Origin of the sequence: Candidatus Avedoeria danica (assembly GCA_016703025.1) — a bacterium.
GTDB classification, from domain to species: domain Bacteria; phylum Chloroflexota; class Anaerolineae; order Epilineales; family Epilineaceae; genus Avedoeria; species Avedoeria danica.
Genome location: JADJCV010000004.1, coordinates 2,140,640 through 2,155,994 on the forward strand (window position 1 = coordinate 2,140,640; position 15,355 = coordinate 2,155,994).

Sequence of the window (15,355 nt, forward strand, 5' to 3'; positions counted from 1 at the left end):
GGGACGTCCGTCCGGCTTGAGTCGGCGTGCGCGCGGAGGGGCGATTGTACCTGCCGACGCTATACTCCCCACTTCCACGACCCGCCCCACGAGCGCCCGTGCCCCCGCAGCCGCGGGAAGGAGGAGGCCCATGACGACGCAGCGCAACGGCCATCATCGCGACGAACGGGCGGACCTTGCCGCCGACGCCCTCGCCACCGACGACAACGCCACCGACGCCTTCGCCGCCCACGTCGCCTGCGCCGCCCACCTGGACCACCCGATCGCCCGCGCGATGCGCGAGCGGATCCTGGTCCTCGAAGGCCCGAAGGGCACGATGATCCAGGCCCTCGACTTCGATGAGGCCGACTACCGCGGTGCGCTGCTGGCCGACCACCCGTCGCCGCTCCAGGGCAACAACGACGTCGTCAACCTGACGCAGCCCGAGGCCGTGCGGGCGATCCACGATCAGTTCGCGGCCGCCGGCGCGGACATCGTCGCCACCAACACGTTCAACGCGAACTCTCTGTCGCAGTCCGAGTACGGCACGGCGCACCTCGTCTACGACATGAACGTCGCCGCCGCCCGCCTTGCCCGCGCCGCCGCCGATGCCGCTACGGCCGCCGCGCCCGCCAAGCCGCGCTGGGTGGCCGGCGCGCTCGGCCCGACGAACCGCGCGCTCTCGCTCTCGCCGGACGTCGACGATCCCGGCTACCGCGCCGTGACGTTCGCGCAGGTGGCGGACGCGTACGGCGAACAGGCGCGCGGCCTGCTGGACGGGGGCGTCGACATCCTGCTCGTCGAAACGTGCTTCGACACGCTGAACGCCAAGGCCGCCATCTTCGGCATCCTGCGCGAGCTCGACGCCCGGCCGGCCGCCGAGCACGTGCCGCTCTGGCTGTCCGTGACGATCGTCGACAAGTCCGGCCGCAACCTCAGCGGGCAGACCGAGGCGGCGTTCTGGCACAGCGTCCGGCACGCCCGGCCGCTGGCGGTCGGGATCAACTGCGCGCTCGGCGCGGAGGACATGCGGCCGGCCGTCGAGACGCTGTCGAACATCGCCGACTGCTACACGAGCTGCTATCCGAATGCCGGCTTGCCGAACGCGTTCGGCGGCTACGACGACACGCCCGAGATGATGGCCGCCGTGCTCGGCGAGTACGCGGACGCGGGCTGGCTGAACATCGTCGGCGGATGCTGCGGCAGCACGCCGGCCCACATCGCCGCCATCGCCGCGGCGGTGCGGGACGCGAAGCCGCGCGTGGTGCCGGTCGCGGGCGACGGCCTGCGGCTCTCCGGCCTTGAACCGTACACCGTCGATGCGCTCTCGGGCTTCGGCATCGTCGGCGAGCGGACGAACATCACGGGGTCGCCGAAGTTCGCGGCCGTCATGAAGGACGGCGGCTTCGAGGCCGGGCTCGAGATCGCGCGGCAGCAGGTGAACAACGGCGCGAACCTCATCGACATCAACATGGACGAGGGGCTGATCGACAGCGTCGCCTACATGCGCCGCTTCCTGAACCTTCTGGCGGCCGAGCCCGACATCGCCCGCGTCCCGTTCATCATCGACAGCTCGCGCTTCGAGGTCATCGAGGCCGGGCTGGGGTGCGTACAGGGGCGGGCCGTCGTGAACTCGATCAGCCTGAAGGACGGTGAGGCGGAGTTCAGGCGCCGGGCCGAGATCGTGCGGCGCTACGGCGCTGCGGCGATCGTCATGGCGTTCGACGAGGACGGGCAGGCGGACACGCTGGCGCGCAAGGTGGCAATCTGCACGCGCGCCTACCGCATCCTCGTCGACGCGTGCGGCTGGGACGGCAACGACATCGTGTTCGACCCGAACGTCCTGACGGTCGGCACCGGACTCGAGGCGCACGCGCGCTACGGGATCGACTACATCGAGGCGGTCCGGCAGATCAAGACGACGCTGCCGGGCGCGCGGACGATCGGCGGGATCAGCAACGTCTCGTTCAGCTTCCGCGGCAACAACGCCGTGCGCGAGGCGATGAACGCGGCGTTCCTGTACCACGCGATTTCCGCCGGGCTGGACATGGGCATCGTGAACGCGGGCATGCTGCAGGTGTACAGCGACATCGACCCCGTCCTGCGCGACCTCGTCGAGGACGTGCTCCTCGACCGCCGCGACGACGCGACGGACCGCCTCGTCGCGTACGGCGAGACCGTGAAGGACGCCGCGTCCGGCGGGTCGGGCGGCAAGAAGGCGGCCGAGTGGCGGAGCTTGCCCGTCGGCGAGCGGCTGTCGTACGCGCTCGTCCACGGCATCGTCGACCACATCGACGGCGATGTCGAGGAGGCGCGGCAGCAGCTCGGGCGGCCGATCGCGGTCATCGAGGGGCCGCTGATGGACGCGATGAACGTCGTCGGCGACCTGTTCGGTGCGGGCAAGATGTTCCTGCCGCAGGTCGTGAAGAGCGCGCGGGTGATGAAGAAGGCGGTGGCGTACCTGACGCCGTTCCTCGAGGCGGAGCAGGCGGCCGGCGGCGCGCCGTCGAGCGCCGGCCGGATCCTCGTCGCCACCGTCAAGGGCGACGTCCACGACATCGGCAAGAACATCGTCGGCGTCGTCCTGCGCTGCAACGGCTACGAGGTGATCGACCTGGGCGTGATGGTGCCGAGCGAGCGGATCCTGGCGGCGGCCAAGGAGCACGACGTGGATGCGATCGGCCTGTCGGGATTGATCACGCCGTCGCTGGACGAGATGGTCCACGTGGCGCGCGAGATGACGCGCGAGGGCTTCCACATCCCGCTCCTCATCGGCGGCGCGACGACGAGCCGGCTGCACACCGCCGTGAAGATCGAGCCGGCCTACCACGGCCCGACGGTCCACGTGATCGACGCGTCGCGCGCCGTCGGCGTGGCCAGCAAGCTGCTGGACGATGAGGCGCGGCCCGCCTACATCGGCGGCGTCCGCGGCGAGTACGCCGTGCTGCGCGAGCGCCACGCCCGCTCGACGGCTGCGGCGTCGCTCGTGCCGATCGCCGAGGCGCGCGCGATGCGGCTGAAGTGCGACTGGGACAGCGTCGACATCGCCGTGCCCGAGTTCACCGGCCCGCGCATCCTGCGGGACTACCCGCTGGCCGACCTGGCCGAGCTGATCGACTGGACGCCGTTCTTCAGCGTCTGGGAACTCCGCGGCGCCTTCCCGCGGATCCTGGACGACCCGCGCTTCGGTCCGGCGGCGCGCAAGGTGTATGCGGACGCGCAGGCGCACCTGGCGCGGATCATCGACGGCCGCGAGCTGCGGGCGCACGGCGTGTACGGCTTCTGGCCGGCGGCGCAGGTGGCGGACGACGACATCGCGCTGTATGCGGACGAAGGGCGCGGCATCGAGGTCGCGCGGCTGCACACGCTGCGGCAGCAGGAGGCGAAGCGGGGCGCGGCCAAATCGGCCGATGGGAATCGCGAAGTCGCCGTCGCCGACGCCACCCACCTGGCCCTCGCCGACTTCGTCGCCCCCCGCGACAGCGGCCGCGCCGACTACGTGGGCGCCTTCGCCGTGACGACCGGCGACGGTCTCGACGCCCTCGCCGCGCGCTTCGACGCCGACCACGACGACTACGGCAGCATCCTGAGCAAGGCGCTGGCCGATCGGCTGGCCGAGGCGTTCGCCGAGCGGCTGCACCAGATCGCCCGACGTGCATGGGGTTATGGCGCGGCCGAGGACCTGACGGTCGACGATCTGATCCACGAACGCTACCGCGGCATCCGCCCGGCGCCCGGCTACCCCGCCCAGCCGGACCACACCGAGAAGCGGACGCTCTGGCGGCTGCTGGATGCCGAGGCGGCCACCGGGATCACGCTGACCGAGAGTCTGGCGATGTGGCCGGCGAGCTCGGTGTGCGGGCTGTACTTCGGGCATCCGGCGAGCCGCTACTTCAGCGTCGGGCGGCTGGGGCGGGATCAGGTGGCGGATTACGCGGGGCGGAAGGGGATGGAGGTGGGGGTGGTGGAGAGGTGGTTGGGGGCGAACTTGGGGTATGAGGGGGTGGATGAGACGGTGATGGCGGGCCGTGTTGGGTCGTGAACCGTCGAGAATCCACACTGCCGCCTGGCCTACGGCCCTCACCCCCCGACCCCCTCCCCCAAAGCTGGGGGAGGGGGAGGATCACGAGTTGGAGGGTGGGAACGATACGGCACATCATGCAGCGCAGGTGCGCGTTACGGCACCGATGCCCGTGGTGAGAGGAGTCCGCAATGACGCTGAGGGTCGAGTGCGAGCAAGAGGATGACGGTCGATGGTTGGCAGAAGTCCCCGAGTTGCCTGGTGTGTTGGTTTACGGCGTGACGGTCGATGAAGCATTGAGACGAGCGATTGCGCTGGCAATGCGTGTTCGTGCGGATAGGAACCGATCGTCACGAACGGGGGGTATCAGATGAGCTCTGGCGGTATCCGGCTTGGCCAGTGGTCAGGCAGCGACGCTACGGAAGCACTTCATGAAACGATGCGCGCATTCATTGAGTCAAGTGCTCGATCGTCGAAGCGAATGCTTCAGCTCACATGGGCGATTGCGACTTTGACGCTCGTAATGCTGGTGTCGGTCATCGTCCAGCTCTGGATCGCAGTCGAGGCGACTCGCTGATTTACCCGCGCGGGCCGGGGTCGTTTGAGCACTCGCACGTTTGGTCACCGCCGCCCCGCGGATGATCGGCCGTCATTCATCGTCGGTGGCGGATACTCGTCCGATGCTGACGTTCGGCAATTGGTGACGGTGCTATGCTCACATCCTCGGGATCGTCAGGAGGGGGAACGCATGGCCGAAATAGAGCAAATCGAAGAGCAGATCCGTCGTCTATCGCGCGAAGAGCGCGCCGCGCTTCGACGGTGGTTCATGGAGTTCGAGGCCGAGGCATGGGACGCCGCTTTCGAGGACGACGTGGCAATGGGGAAGCTCGACGCCGCCGCAGATCGAGCGCTGCTGTCGAATCGTGACGGGCAATCCGGCGCTTTGTGAAGCACTTCGCATCGGGAGAATTCTGGGAGCACTACCGAGGACTGCCGGAATCTGTTCGAACGGTGGCAGATCGACAGTTCGAGCGCTTGAAGGCCGACCCTTACCACCCATCCCTTCACTTCAAGCGGGTCGGCCGGTTCTACTCGGTGCGCGTCGGACGCTCATTTCGAGTGCTCGGGGTCGATGCCGATGACGGCGTCGTATGGTTCTGGATCGGCTCGCATGCAGACTACGATCGACTTGTGAGCTGAACGCGATGTCCGTCACCCCCATCACCAACCTCATCCCCCTCGACGACCGCCTGACCACCGCCGGCCAGCCCACCGCCGCGCAGCTGGCCGACGTCGCCGCCGCCGGCTTCGACGTCGTCGTGAACCTGGCGATGGGCGAGCCGACGGACGACCTGCCGGACGAGGCGGCCGCGGTTGCCGCGCACGGCATGGCGTACCACCACATCCCGGTCGTCTGGACCGCGCCGCAGCTGGACGACTTCGCGCGCTTCGTCGCATGTATGGACGCCTGCGCCGCCGACCGCCGCTTCGTCCACTGCGCGCTGAACTACCGCGTGACGACGTTCACGTCGCTCTACGCGCAGCTCCGGTGGGGCTGGTCGCTCGACCGGGCCGAGGCATTGGCAACGACGTTCTGGACGCCGAACGAGACGTGGGCTGCGTTCATTGACACGGTGCGCCCGCGGTGGGGGTTGGCACGCGGGAGTGGGCCGCGCCCGATAACGGACCAATAACGCCCACCGCGTAGGCTGGGATCACGCCCGGCGGCACCGAACCCGCCGTCCCCCACCCCTTCGCGGAGGTCGATCATGCCCACGATCATGCCTAAGCTCCGATTGCGCGCCGCCCAGGCTGACGTCCTGTCCGCATCGCGTCGTAGCCCGACGGGCGTTCCGCGCATTGCACTCCGCCTGGTCGCGGCGTGCGTCCTCACCGCGGCCATCGCTGCACCGGTGCCGGCGCCGGCGGCGGCAGCCGTGACCGTGACGAACCTCGGGCTGGCCGTCAGCACGAATGTCGGCACCCTGGCGGTCGACGGGCGGCGCGCGGCGTTCGGGGTGCACGAGCCGAAGCAGAACCAGGACCTCAACACCGACGGCGACAAGCTCGACGTCGTGCTGTTCACGTACAACGCCCAGACGGGTGCGGTGCGCAACCACGGCGTCGGGGTCGATGCGCCAATTGCGCTGCGTGGCCGCGATGTGCTCTATCTGGCGTCGGAAGTGCAGAACGGCATCGATTACAACCAGGACGGCGTCAAGATCGGCAACCGCCTGCACCACATCAACTTGGACACGCTTCAAGTGACGGACCTGCAGCACTCCGCCAGCCGCATCGTCTTCGACGAGCCGTTCGCCGTGCTCGCGCTGAACGAAGCGACGAACGGCATCGACCTGAACGGCGATGGCGACCGCATGGATCAGGTGATCGCCACCCTCGACGTGGCCGGCGGCAAGATCACGTCGCTCGGACGGGCGGTTCCCACCACGATGAATGTCGTCACGACCGCCGACGCCGTGGTGTTCACGGTGTCCGAGACGACGGACGGGAACCGCGATCTCAACAACGATGGCGATACCGTCGATACGATCGTGTTCGTCCACACACTGTCGAACGGCCTCACGACCAACCTGAAGATCCAAGGCAGCCTCAACCTCAACACGCCGGACGGGCGGCGCCACAGCCTCAGCCCGCTCGTGCCGTTCCTCACCGGCGAAGCGCTGCAGGGCGAAGACCTCAACGGCGACGGCGACCAGTCCGACACGATCGCCTACGTCGTCGACACCGTGACCCACGATCATCATCAGGGTCTGCCGGGCACCAGCGCGGTCACGGCCATGACATGGCTCGCCCAGATCGTTATCGAATCGCAGCACGGCAAGGATATGAACGGCGACGGCGACCGTATCGACCACGCCATCGTGTTCCGCGACCATGCCACCGGCGACGAATGGAATCCCGGCCTCGCCCTGGCCGCGGGCGCGATCAGCTCGCCGGCCGTCGACCCGCTCGGCATCGTCGTGGTCGAGATCCAGGAAGGCTCCTCGGGCCAGCAGGACCTCAACGGCGACGGCGACACCAACGACACGCTTGTCGCGCGGTTCGATCCGGCCCGCGAACAAACCACGGTCTTCGGCGCCCTGAGCACGTGCGGGACCTCGCCCATCTATGGCACCCCGGTGCTACTCGGCCACCGCGTCGTGACGTGCGCGCCCGAAGCGCACTACGCCCAGGATCTCAACGGCGACGGTGACCAGCTGGATCTCATCGCGATGGGCTTGAACATGTCCACCGGCGTCGTCCGGTCAAGCGGCGCGGCGCTCTACGGGCAGACTCGGTCACCCGGCACACTGATCGGCGCGCTCGCCTATGCGGTGGTCGACGAAAACGCGCAAAGCGCGGATCTGAACGGCGACGGCGACAAGCTCGACATCGTCCTCCACCGCTTCAACGTCGACAACGGCGCCAGCGAGTCCACCGGCTTGGTGACGCGGGTGTCCGGGGGGAGCGCGTTCTGGGGCGCCGGCACCCAGGAAGTGTTCGTTGCCATCTCCGAGTTCAACGGCACCGACCTCAACGGCGACGGCGACACGACCGACTATGTCCTCCACCTGGTTCGCTGAACCGTGCGGGCCCCGGCGGCGGGCCGCGACCTAGTACGCCGCCACTGGACACGCTCGGGGTAGCCACCAGGGCACGGAACCCGGTGACGCTGCAGCGGCGGGGTACTTAGCGCAAGACTCCGGCCGCGACCGCCGCCAGCAGCGCCGCAGCGAGGACCGTCACCCCCGTGATCCACGCCCAACGCCGGCCGAGCGTGCGATTCGCCGCCTGATATCCGGCGCTCACGACGCCGCCGGCCACGACGAGCGCCAGCAGGTCCCACGGCTGCTCGTGGTGCACGAAGCTGCGGTAGGCGACGGCTGCGAGCAGGCCATAGCTCAGGAAGAGGTAGGCCATGCGGAAACTGGCGTGCTCGACGGCAGTCGTGCGCTCATCGCGCTGAACGTCGCCCAGAGATGTCGGGGCCATCGTCATCACCCTCCTTCACGTTCTTCGCGTTCACTCACCGCAAGGAAGAACAGCTCATCCACCCGCTTGCCCAGCTCCTCGGCCAACACGAACGCCAGCAGTGCCGAGGGTCCGTACTGGCCGGTCTCGATCGAGCTGACGGTCTGGCGGGTCACGCCGGCCCGTCTGGCGAGATCGTCCTGCGACCAGCCGCGCTCGGCGCGGGCAACCCTGATGCGGTTGGCTAGACGGCGAGTGGCCATTGCTCTGCCCCTTGTACTGGGCAGAATGTAATACATACTAGGCAACATGTCAAGTCAACTCGTCAATCGCCCATCGGCATCACCGCGCACTCGGCCACGCTGGCGTGCGCCAACGCACCGTCATCGCTGCGCATCCGCCGCTGGACGACCGGGCGCCCTGAGGCCATCCAGCGCCGTGACCCGCGGGTCGCCGAGGATGGTCAGCGCCGCCCGGAAGGCGGCGACCGTCTCGCCGGGATCCTCGATCCCGAACAGCCGGTAGCGCAGCAGCGTCGCCGTCCGCTCGCCGGCCTCTCGCACGGCCGCTGAACCGCGATCGAGCCCGCCAGGACACCGGAGCAGTCCGGCAACCGCCTCGGGCGCCAGGTGCGGCTGGCCCAAGGCCGTGAACCCTTCGAGCGCTGACTGGAACACGGCGGCGGCGGACGCGGGTTCGGACTGCAGTCGGATGCGACCGATGACGAGGTCGGCCGCCGGCAAGAGCCCGCGTACGCCGCTTTCCGCCGCGGCCTCGCGCACTCCGGTCACCTCGGCCAGCCGCGCGTCGGTTGCGGCGCCGTCCAGATCGAGCCGAACCCGGTGCAGGCGGACCGTGAGCGCCTGCGTCGCCTCGCCCGAGGCGGACAGCTCCGTCGCCGCCCGAGCGAGCACTTCGGCGGCCGCCTGCGGTTCCCCGAGGCGCGCCATCACCACGCCCAGCTCGGCGCGCGCCATGCCCGCACCGGAGGCATCGCCGAGCGCTTCGAACGTGTCGAGGGCCTGCCGGGCGCTGCGCTCGGCCGCGGCGTAGTGGTGCGCACGGCGCTCGGCCGTGGCGCGCACGACGTCGGCGAAGGCGGCCGTGCGCGGATGCTCGTCGGCCACCGCCTGCGCCCGCGTCCGTTCGACGTGGTGCAGGGCATCGGCCGGACGGCCAAGATCGAGGAACGTCACGGCCAGCCCCATGCGGGCATTGCGCTCGGCGATGTGATTGCCGCTGTCGACGGCAAGCTGTACGGCCCGCTCCTGGTGGTCGAGCGCTTCCGACAAGGCACCGGCGCGGTACCGAATCAACCCGATGGCGGACTGGGCGTTCGTCTCGCCCAGGCGATACCCGGCGGCGAGCGCAACTTCGAGGCAGCGCTCCGCGGCCGCGGCCGCGGCGTCCCGGTCGCCGAGTCGGTCGTGCAGTGCCGTCAGCGTGTAGGCTATCGCGCAGGCGAGGCGGTCGAAGCCACGCCCCTCGATGGAGGCCAGGACTGCCGCCGTGCCGTCGATGCAGGCCTGTGTTTGGCCGCGGTAGGCATCCACGCCGGCGCGATGGTAGGCGGCCTCGGCCGCCAGGCGCGGATCGCCCCCCGCCTCGCCGTGGGCGCACGCCGCGTCCAGGTCCGCCACCGCGGCGTCATGTCGCCCCGCCATCCGGTGCAGGACACCGCGCAGCCGGAGCGCCGCCGATGCCGATGCGCGTGCGTCGGCCGGCCAGGCGGCCGAGTCGGGGCCGAGCAGGGACAGCACGCCGAACGCCGCCTCCACCGACGCCTCGGCCACCGCCGCGTGCCCGGCTCTGAGCTCGATCGCGGCCCGTTCGGCGAGCATGCGGGCGTGAAGCGGCGCGGCCGCCGCTCTGACATCGGCCCGATCATCGGCCCGATCGCCCGCTCCTTCGTCGGACAGCACGGCGACGACGTCGTTGCAGCATGCCGTGCCGAGCGAATAGATCCCCTGCGCAAAGTAGAAGCCGACGAGGTCCACGGCCACCGTCGCCAGACTCGCGCGATCGCGCTGCCCGACGGCACTGCGCCATGCGGCCGAGAGGTTGTCGGCCTCCGTCTCGACGAACGAGACGACCGGACGGCTCTCGGCGCCCATCTCGCTGCTGAGCGTGGCAAAGGCATCGAGAAAGTAGCGGGCATGGGCGCGGTCGACTTCGTCCGCCAACAAGCCGCTGGCCGTGAGCCGGCGTGCGCCGGCCACGCGCAGGAACTCGTGGATGTCGTACCGTCCGTTGCCCGCCGGGCGCAGCAGCGACTTTCGGACGAGCCGTGCGAGCAGCTCGTCCGACACGCCGGCGACCGCGTGCGCCGCGGGGCGGTCGAAGCCGCCGCGGAAGACGCACAGCTTGGCAAAGGCGATCCGCTCGGCACCGACAAGCAAGGCCCACGTGTGATCGAACACCGCTTCGAGACCGGCATGACGCGCCGGCAGCCCGAGGGGCGTGGGCAACCCCGTCGGATCGGAGCTGAGCCGCGCCACGATCGTCGCGCACGACGCTTCATCCGTCCACGGAGCCGCCAGCTCCAGCGCTAGCGGCATCCCCTCGACGAGCCGGCAGATCTCACCGATGTCGTCCAGCGCGGGTGCGGGGTCGAACTCCGGTGCGATCCGCTGCGCGGCCGCCACGAACAAGGCAACGGCCCCGTACGCATCGGATGCCCCGCGATCGGCCTGCGTGCGCGGGTAGGGAAGGCCAACCACGGCCGCGACGCGCTCGAACGGCAGGTCCAGACTCTCACGGGACGTCACGAGGATCCGCAGGCCGGGGGCTCCTGCCAACAGGTCGGCGCAGCGCTCGGCGTGCGCGACGACATGTTCGAAGTTGTCCAGCACCAGGAGCAGCTCCCGCTCGCGCAGCGCCTGGACCAGCTGGTCGCCGAGAGCGGTGCCGCCGACGGGCTCGAGCCCCAAGCCCGCCGCGATGCTGGGTTCGATGGGGCTGCCGGGCTCGAGGCCGGCGAGCGAAACGAAGCACAACCCGTCCAGGAAGCGATGGTCCAGTCGCCTGGCCAGCTCGATCGCCAGCCGTGTCTTGCCGATGCCGCCCGGTCCGACAATCGTCACGAGCCGACCGGCCAGGGCGTGGTCGGGGTCAGGCGGCGGGTGATTCCCAGGCACGCCCGAGTCCGTCGGGGCCGCAGCGTCCGTTGCGATCAGCCAACGTTCGAGAACGGCCAGCTCCGCCGACCGGCCCACGAACGGGGTCGGCGGCACGGGCAGGCGAATGGGCGTGGCCCCGCGGCGCCCGCGCGCGGCCAGGATCCGCTCGCGAAGAGCAATCGTCTCGGGCTCGGGGTCGACGCCCAGCTCGGTGGTCAGGGCCTCGCGCAGGGCCGCGAACTGGGTCAAGGCGGCCCCGTGCTCGCCGCTGCGGGCGAGCGCCAACAGGAGCCGGCGCTGCGTCGGCTCGTGGAGCGGGTCGATCGCCGTGGCGCGCCGCAGGAGATGGATCGCTTCGTCCGGACGGTCGCCGGCTGAGGCCTCGGCTAGCCGCTCGAACACCGTGCGCGCGTCCTCGGCGACCGACCGAGCGGTCGAGACGAGCCAAGCCGTGTACCCGGGCGTGTCGACGCCGATGCGCCCAACGACCAGCGGGCCGCCGTACGAACCGACCGCCCGACGCCAGTCGGCCGGGTCGTCGCTCGCCGCCGCCCGTTGCAGCTCGGCGACGTCGACGAGGTCGCCGGGCTGCGGCACGAATGCCACCTGACGGGCGTCCGCATCCAGACGTCCGGGCGCGAGCCGTCGGACGGCGCTGAGCGCCACGCGCAGGCTCAGCAATGCGCTGGCGGGCGCGGCGTTGGGCCACAGAAGCGCCGTCAGCGCTGTGCGGGATACCGGCCGCGCCTCGAGCGCGAGGTGCGCCAGGAGGGCGCACGCCTTGTCGGAGGGCAGCGGGCTGACCGGTAGGCCGTCGACTTCGACCGCAAACGTGCCCAGCAGTCGCAACGCGAAGCCGATCGGTTCGGCCGGCGGGGGATCCGACCGCGTCGCGGCCGGCGGCAGCGAGCCCGGCGCCGTCCGGGGCACGGCCGGGACCTCTTCGTCGGGACGTGGGCTCACGGTCGTCCCAGCGGGAACCGGTGCTCGAACACGAGACCGAGCGGGGCGGTGGCGGTGACGAGGAACCTGAGGCGCGGGGCGACTTCGAGAAGCTCGGCCAAGGCGACGACATCGTCCTGTGCCGGGTCGAGCCCATCGAGCACCACCAGTCGCTCGTGGTCCGTCCAATCCGGGGTACGGGCACGCGTCGCGCCGAGTTTCGAGGTCCTCCCCGCAGGTTCGCGTTCGGCGCCGTCCAATTGGAACCCGGCGGCCGCGATACGTTCCGGCAACGGCATCCGGGGGCCGGCGGCCAGTGCGACGAAGAGCACACCGTCCAGGAAGCGATGGACGACGGCCCGGGCGGCGGCAATCGCCAGAGCGGACTTGCCGGTGCCCGCCGGGCCGAAGACACAGACCAGCCGTCGTTCAGGGTCGTCCAGCCAGCCCGCGAGGCGGGCCAGGTCATCGCCGGGGCACAGACCGTGACCCGCATCCGGCAGGTTATGGCGGGCCCCCCGCGCCCGCGCCGCCCTGATCCGATCGCGGAGATGAACCGTCGCGGCAGCGGGCGCAAGTCCGGTGCGCTCCAGCAGCGTCGCGGCAAACCGCCCGTAGACGCTCTCCGCGTCGTCGTACGACCCGGCGCGGGCGCAGGCCAGCATGACATCGCGAACGACCCGTTCCTGAAGCGGATCGCGGTCCAATGCCCCGCGCAGCACGTCGAGCGGGTGGGTCGACGCCGCCTCGCGCCGGCTGTCCCTCGACCCGCCGGACGCGCCCCCGGTTGCCCCGGCGGCCAGCGCGCCCAGCACGGCGTCCGTTTCCGCACGCGCCCCGGCGAGCCACTCCAGGAACGGCTGCGGCATGCCGTCCTCGAGCCCCTCGCCGAGCGGACCCCGCACCCGGGCCAGAACGCGAGGCACATCGGCGGCGGGCGACGAACGGTTCCCGGACGAAACGTCGCCGCCCGCCGCGGCGCCCGCTGCGACGCCCGCGAGCGCGGCGCGAACCGCCACGAGATCGATGTCATCGCCGGGACGGGCTTCGAAGGTCACGGTGCGGCGATCGGCGCGGATCCGGTCGCCCAGCACGGGTCGCAGGCGCGTGAGGGCCACCCGCAGGCTGAGCCGGGCCCGGTCCTCGGGGACGTCCGGCCACAGCAGCCCGCACAGCGCGCCGCGCTCCACCGGGCGGCTCGCCGCCACGAGCACCACGAGCAGCGCGCGCGTCTTGACGGACCACCCGAGTGGCGCGCCGTCGCTCGCGGTTACCCGGAACGGCCCGAGCAGGTCGATTTGAAGCGGTGCGTGGCCCACGCAGGCGACTCCAAGACGTGTCCGGGCCGTGCCCGCCGGCACCCCGGCAGAGACGGTAACGGTGCGATAACGGTACGGCCGTAGCCTGCTCGCCACAAGTTGCGCACGGCCCAGCAGCGTTCGATCGCCGCGGCGGAGCGGCAGGGGCCGGACGCGGCGGGCACGGCGAAGGGGAGAAGCGGCATGGGATTCGTGATCGGGGCCTGGCTGCGTCGCTACGGCCCGCTCGAGCTGGTCGGCACGCTGGGCGCCCTCGCTGCGGCAGGAGCGGCGGCGGCGCTCACCGGTGAGGTTGCCTTGGCCGCGCTGGCAGGTGCGGCGGGCGAGAACGTCGGCTTCTACGGCTATGCCGGTTGGCGATCGGCGCGTGGTCACATGGCCGCGCACGGCCGGTCCCTGACCGCAACGGACCGCGCGCGCGCCTGGCACATCGGCCGCCGGACCGTGGCGGACCTCGCTGGCGAGTTCGGGCCGGCGGAACTCCTCGACAGCGCGCTGCTGCGGCCGGCACTCCTGTACGCGGCCACACGTGCCACGGGCAGCGTGGCCGTCGGCGTCCTCCTCGGCAAGGTGCTGGCCGACCTCGTGTTCTACGGCATCGCCTTCGCGTCCCTCACGTTCCTTCGACGACGGAGCTCCGCCGTCACGCCGCAAGAGGTGTCCAACCCATGACGACGACCTACGCTGCCATCCGCTCGCGCGGCGACCACGCGCCCGCCGCCGCGCCTGCGTGGCCCGACCTCACGCGCGCCACGCCGTACCTCCGGATGCGCCTGGATGCCGTAACGGACGCCTATCGGCAGTTGGCCGCCGCCCTTCCGGGGGTTCGGGTGCACTATGCGATGAAGTGCAACCCGGATCCGGAGGTCCTCAAGGTGCTGCAGCGGGCCGGTTGCTCGTTCGAGATCGCCTCTGCGCCCGAATTGGACGTGCTGCGCTCGCTCGGGGTGCCGCCGCACGAGGTGCTCTTCAGCAATCCGGTCAAGCCCGTCGACCACGTCCGACGGGCCTGGGCGGCGGGCGTCGATCGATTTGCGGTGGACAGCACGGCCGAGATCGAGAAGATCGCGGCGACGGCTCCCGGGGCCAAGGTCTACGTGCGGCTGGCCGTGGCAAACGGCGCGAGCCAGGTCGCCAGCGAGGGCAAGTTCGGGGTGGATGCCGACACGGCCGTCCGCCTGCTGCACCAGGCCGTGCGCTTCGGGCTCGAGCCGTACGGGCTGACGTTCCATGTCGGCTCGCAGATGCTCGACCCGGGCGCCTGGGAGCGCGCGATCGACTTGAGCGCGGGCGTGATGCGGACCCTCGATGCGGACGGCATTCGCCTGACGATGTTGGACATGGGCGGCGGCTTCCCGGCCCGCTACGATGCCGACGTCCCGCCGATCGCCGCGTACGGCGCGCGCATCCTCGCGGCCATCCGGACCCACCTGCCCTATCCGGTGGCGCTCGTCGTCGAGCCGGGCCGGGCGCTGGTGGCCGAGGCGGGCGTCATGGTCGCGGAGGTGATCGGGACCGCGGAGCGCGCCGGCCGGACCTGGGTTCATCTCGATGTCGGGGCATTCAACGGGATGATGGAGGCGCTCGAGACCCAGAACGGCCTGCGCTTCCCGATCCGCGACTCGCGCGACGACCCGCGCCGGAGCCTCGTCCACCTCACCGGGCCGTCGTGCGACAGCCAGGACACGATCCTCTACGACGTCGCCGTCTCGCACGGCATCCGGGCCGGCGACCAGGTGTACATCGGAACGGCGGGCGCCTACACGACGAGCTACGCCTCGCGCTTCAACGGCTTCGACGTCCCGCGCACGCACTGCGTCGGGCGGGGCTGACGGGACCGCTTGCCGCACCGATCGGCACCACGGATTGCCTTCCCCCCCACCGTGCATAACATCCTGCGGCCACGCAGGCCGCGTCCTGTCGGGCGCCGGATCGCGATGCCCGGAGTTCCGCCGATGGCCCTTTCGCCCCCCGCCGCCGAATCCGCCGGCGCCGAGCCCGCT

The 15,355-nt window shown here is 70.8% G+C and carries 10 protein-coding genes; 6 read left to right on the plus strand and 4 right to left on the minus strand.

Going from position 1 to position 15,355, the window contains the following annotated elements:
* The first annotated feature begins 130 nt into the window (after window positions 1-130).
* From metH to IPG72_11705, 4 genes are all read left to right on the plus strand, one after another.
* A complete protein-coding gene (gene metH / locus IPG72_11690) occupies window positions 131-4,021 on the plus strand; it encodes a methionine synthase (protein ID MBK6769648.1) in 3,891 nt (1,296 codons plus the stop codon).
* Window positions 4,022-4,748: 727 nt separating this feature from the next.
* Window positions 4,749-4,949, plus strand: a complete 201-nt coding sequence (locus tag IPG72_11695; protein MBK6769649.1) for a hypothetical protein — start codon at window positions 4,749-4,751, stop codon at window positions 4,947-4,949.
* A gap of 256 nt (window positions 4,950-5,205) precedes the next feature.
* On the plus strand, window positions 5,206-5,694 hold the full coding sequence (locus IPG72_11700) for a protein tyrosine phosphatase family protein (protein ID MBK6769650.1): 489 nt from the start codon (window positions 5,206-5,208) through the stop codon (window positions 5,692-5,694).
* Window positions 5,695-5,769: 75 nt separating this feature from the next.
* Window positions 5,770-7,584, plus strand: a complete 1,815-nt coding sequence (locus IPG72_11705; protein ID MBK6769651.1) for a hypothetical protein — start codon at window positions 5,770-5,772, stop codon at window positions 7,582-7,584.
* A gap of 106 nt (window positions 7,585-7,690) precedes the next feature.
* Here IPG72_11705 and IPG72_11710 read toward each other — a convergent pair whose 3' ends face one another.
* The 4 genes from IPG72_11710 to IPG72_11725 all read right to left on the minus strand — a co-directional run bounded on the left by IPG72_11710 (window position 7,691) and on the right by IPG72_11725 (window position 13,352).
* Complete coding sequence (locus IPG72_11710; GenBank protein ID MBK6769652.1) at window positions 7,691-7,993, minus strand: hypothetical protein; 303 nt, start codon at window positions 7,991-7,993, stop codon at window positions 7,691-7,693.
* A gap of 5 nt (window positions 7,994-7,998) precedes the next feature.
* Entirely contained in the window at window positions 7,999-8,235 is a 237-nt protein-coding gene (locus IPG72_11715; protein ID MBK6769653.1) for a helix-turn-helix transcriptional regulator, read from the minus strand.
* A gap of 120 nt (window positions 8,236-8,355) precedes the next feature.
* Window positions 8,356-12,054, minus strand: a complete 3,699-nt coding sequence (locus tag IPG72_11720) for a hypothetical protein (protein ID MBK6769654.1) — start codon at window positions 12,052-12,054, stop codon at window positions 8,356-8,358.
* Window positions 12,051-13,352 carry a hypothetical protein gene (locus IPG72_11725; GenBank protein ID MBK6769655.1) on the minus strand — a complete coding sequence of 434 codons (1,302 nt, stop codon included), beginning with the start codon at window positions 13,350-13,352 and terminating at the stop codon, window positions 12,051-12,053. The genes IPG72_11720 and IPG72_11725 overlap by 4 nt, the downstream gene beginning before the upstream one ends.
* 183 nt (window positions 13,353-13,535) lie before the next feature.
* On the opposite strand from IPG72_11725, the gene IPG72_11730 reads away from it, so the two are divergent.
* Together IPG72_11730 and IPG72_11735 are read left to right on the plus strand one after the other, a co-directional pair.
* Complete coding sequence (locus tag IPG72_11730; protein ID MBK6769656.1) at window positions 13,536-14,024, plus strand: hypothetical protein; 489 nt, start codon at window positions 13,536-13,538, stop codon at window positions 14,022-14,024.
* Window positions 14,021-15,184 (plus strand): type III PLP-dependent enzyme, encoded by a 1,164-nt coding sequence (locus tag IPG72_11735; protein ID MBK6769657.1) that lies wholly within the window; start codon window positions 14,021-14,023, stop codon window positions 15,182-15,184. The genes IPG72_11730 and IPG72_11735 overlap by 4 nt, the downstream gene beginning before the upstream one ends.
* Window positions 15,185-15,355 lie beyond the last annotated feature (171 nt).

Excerpts from the sequence above, each read along its gene's own strand:
- metH (MBK6769648.1), top strand. The coding sequence starts at position 131 with ATGACGACGCAGCGCAACGGCCATCATCGCGACGAACGGGCGGACCTT.
- IPG72_11695 (MBK6769649.1), top strand. The coding sequence starts at position 4,749 with ATGGCCGAAATAGAGCAAATCGAAGAGCAGATCCGTCGTCTATCGCGC.
- IPG72_11700 (MBK6769650.1), top strand. The coding sequence starts at position 5,206 with ATGTCCGTCACCCCCATCACCAACCTCATCCCCCTCGACGACCGCCTG.
- IPG72_11705 (MBK6769651.1), top strand. The coding sequence starts at position 5,770 with ATGCCCACGATCATGCCTAAGCTCCGATTGCGCGCCGCCCAGGCTGAC.
- IPG72_11710 (MBK6769652.1), bottom strand. The coding sequence starts at position 7,993 with ATGGCCCCGACATCTCTGGGCGACGTTCAGCGCGATGAGCGCACGACT.
- IPG72_11715 (MBK6769653.1), bottom strand. The coding sequence starts at position 8,235 with ATGGCCACTCGCCGTCTAGCCAACCGCATCAGGGTTGCCCGCGCCGAG.
- IPG72_11730 (MBK6769656.1), top strand. The coding sequence starts at position 13,536 with ATGGGATTCGTGATCGGGGCCTGGCTGCGTCGCTACGGCCCGCTCGAG.
- IPG72_11735 (MBK6769657.1), top strand. The coding sequence starts at position 14,021 with ATGACGACGACCTACGCTGCCATCCGCTCGCGCGGCGACCACGCGCCC.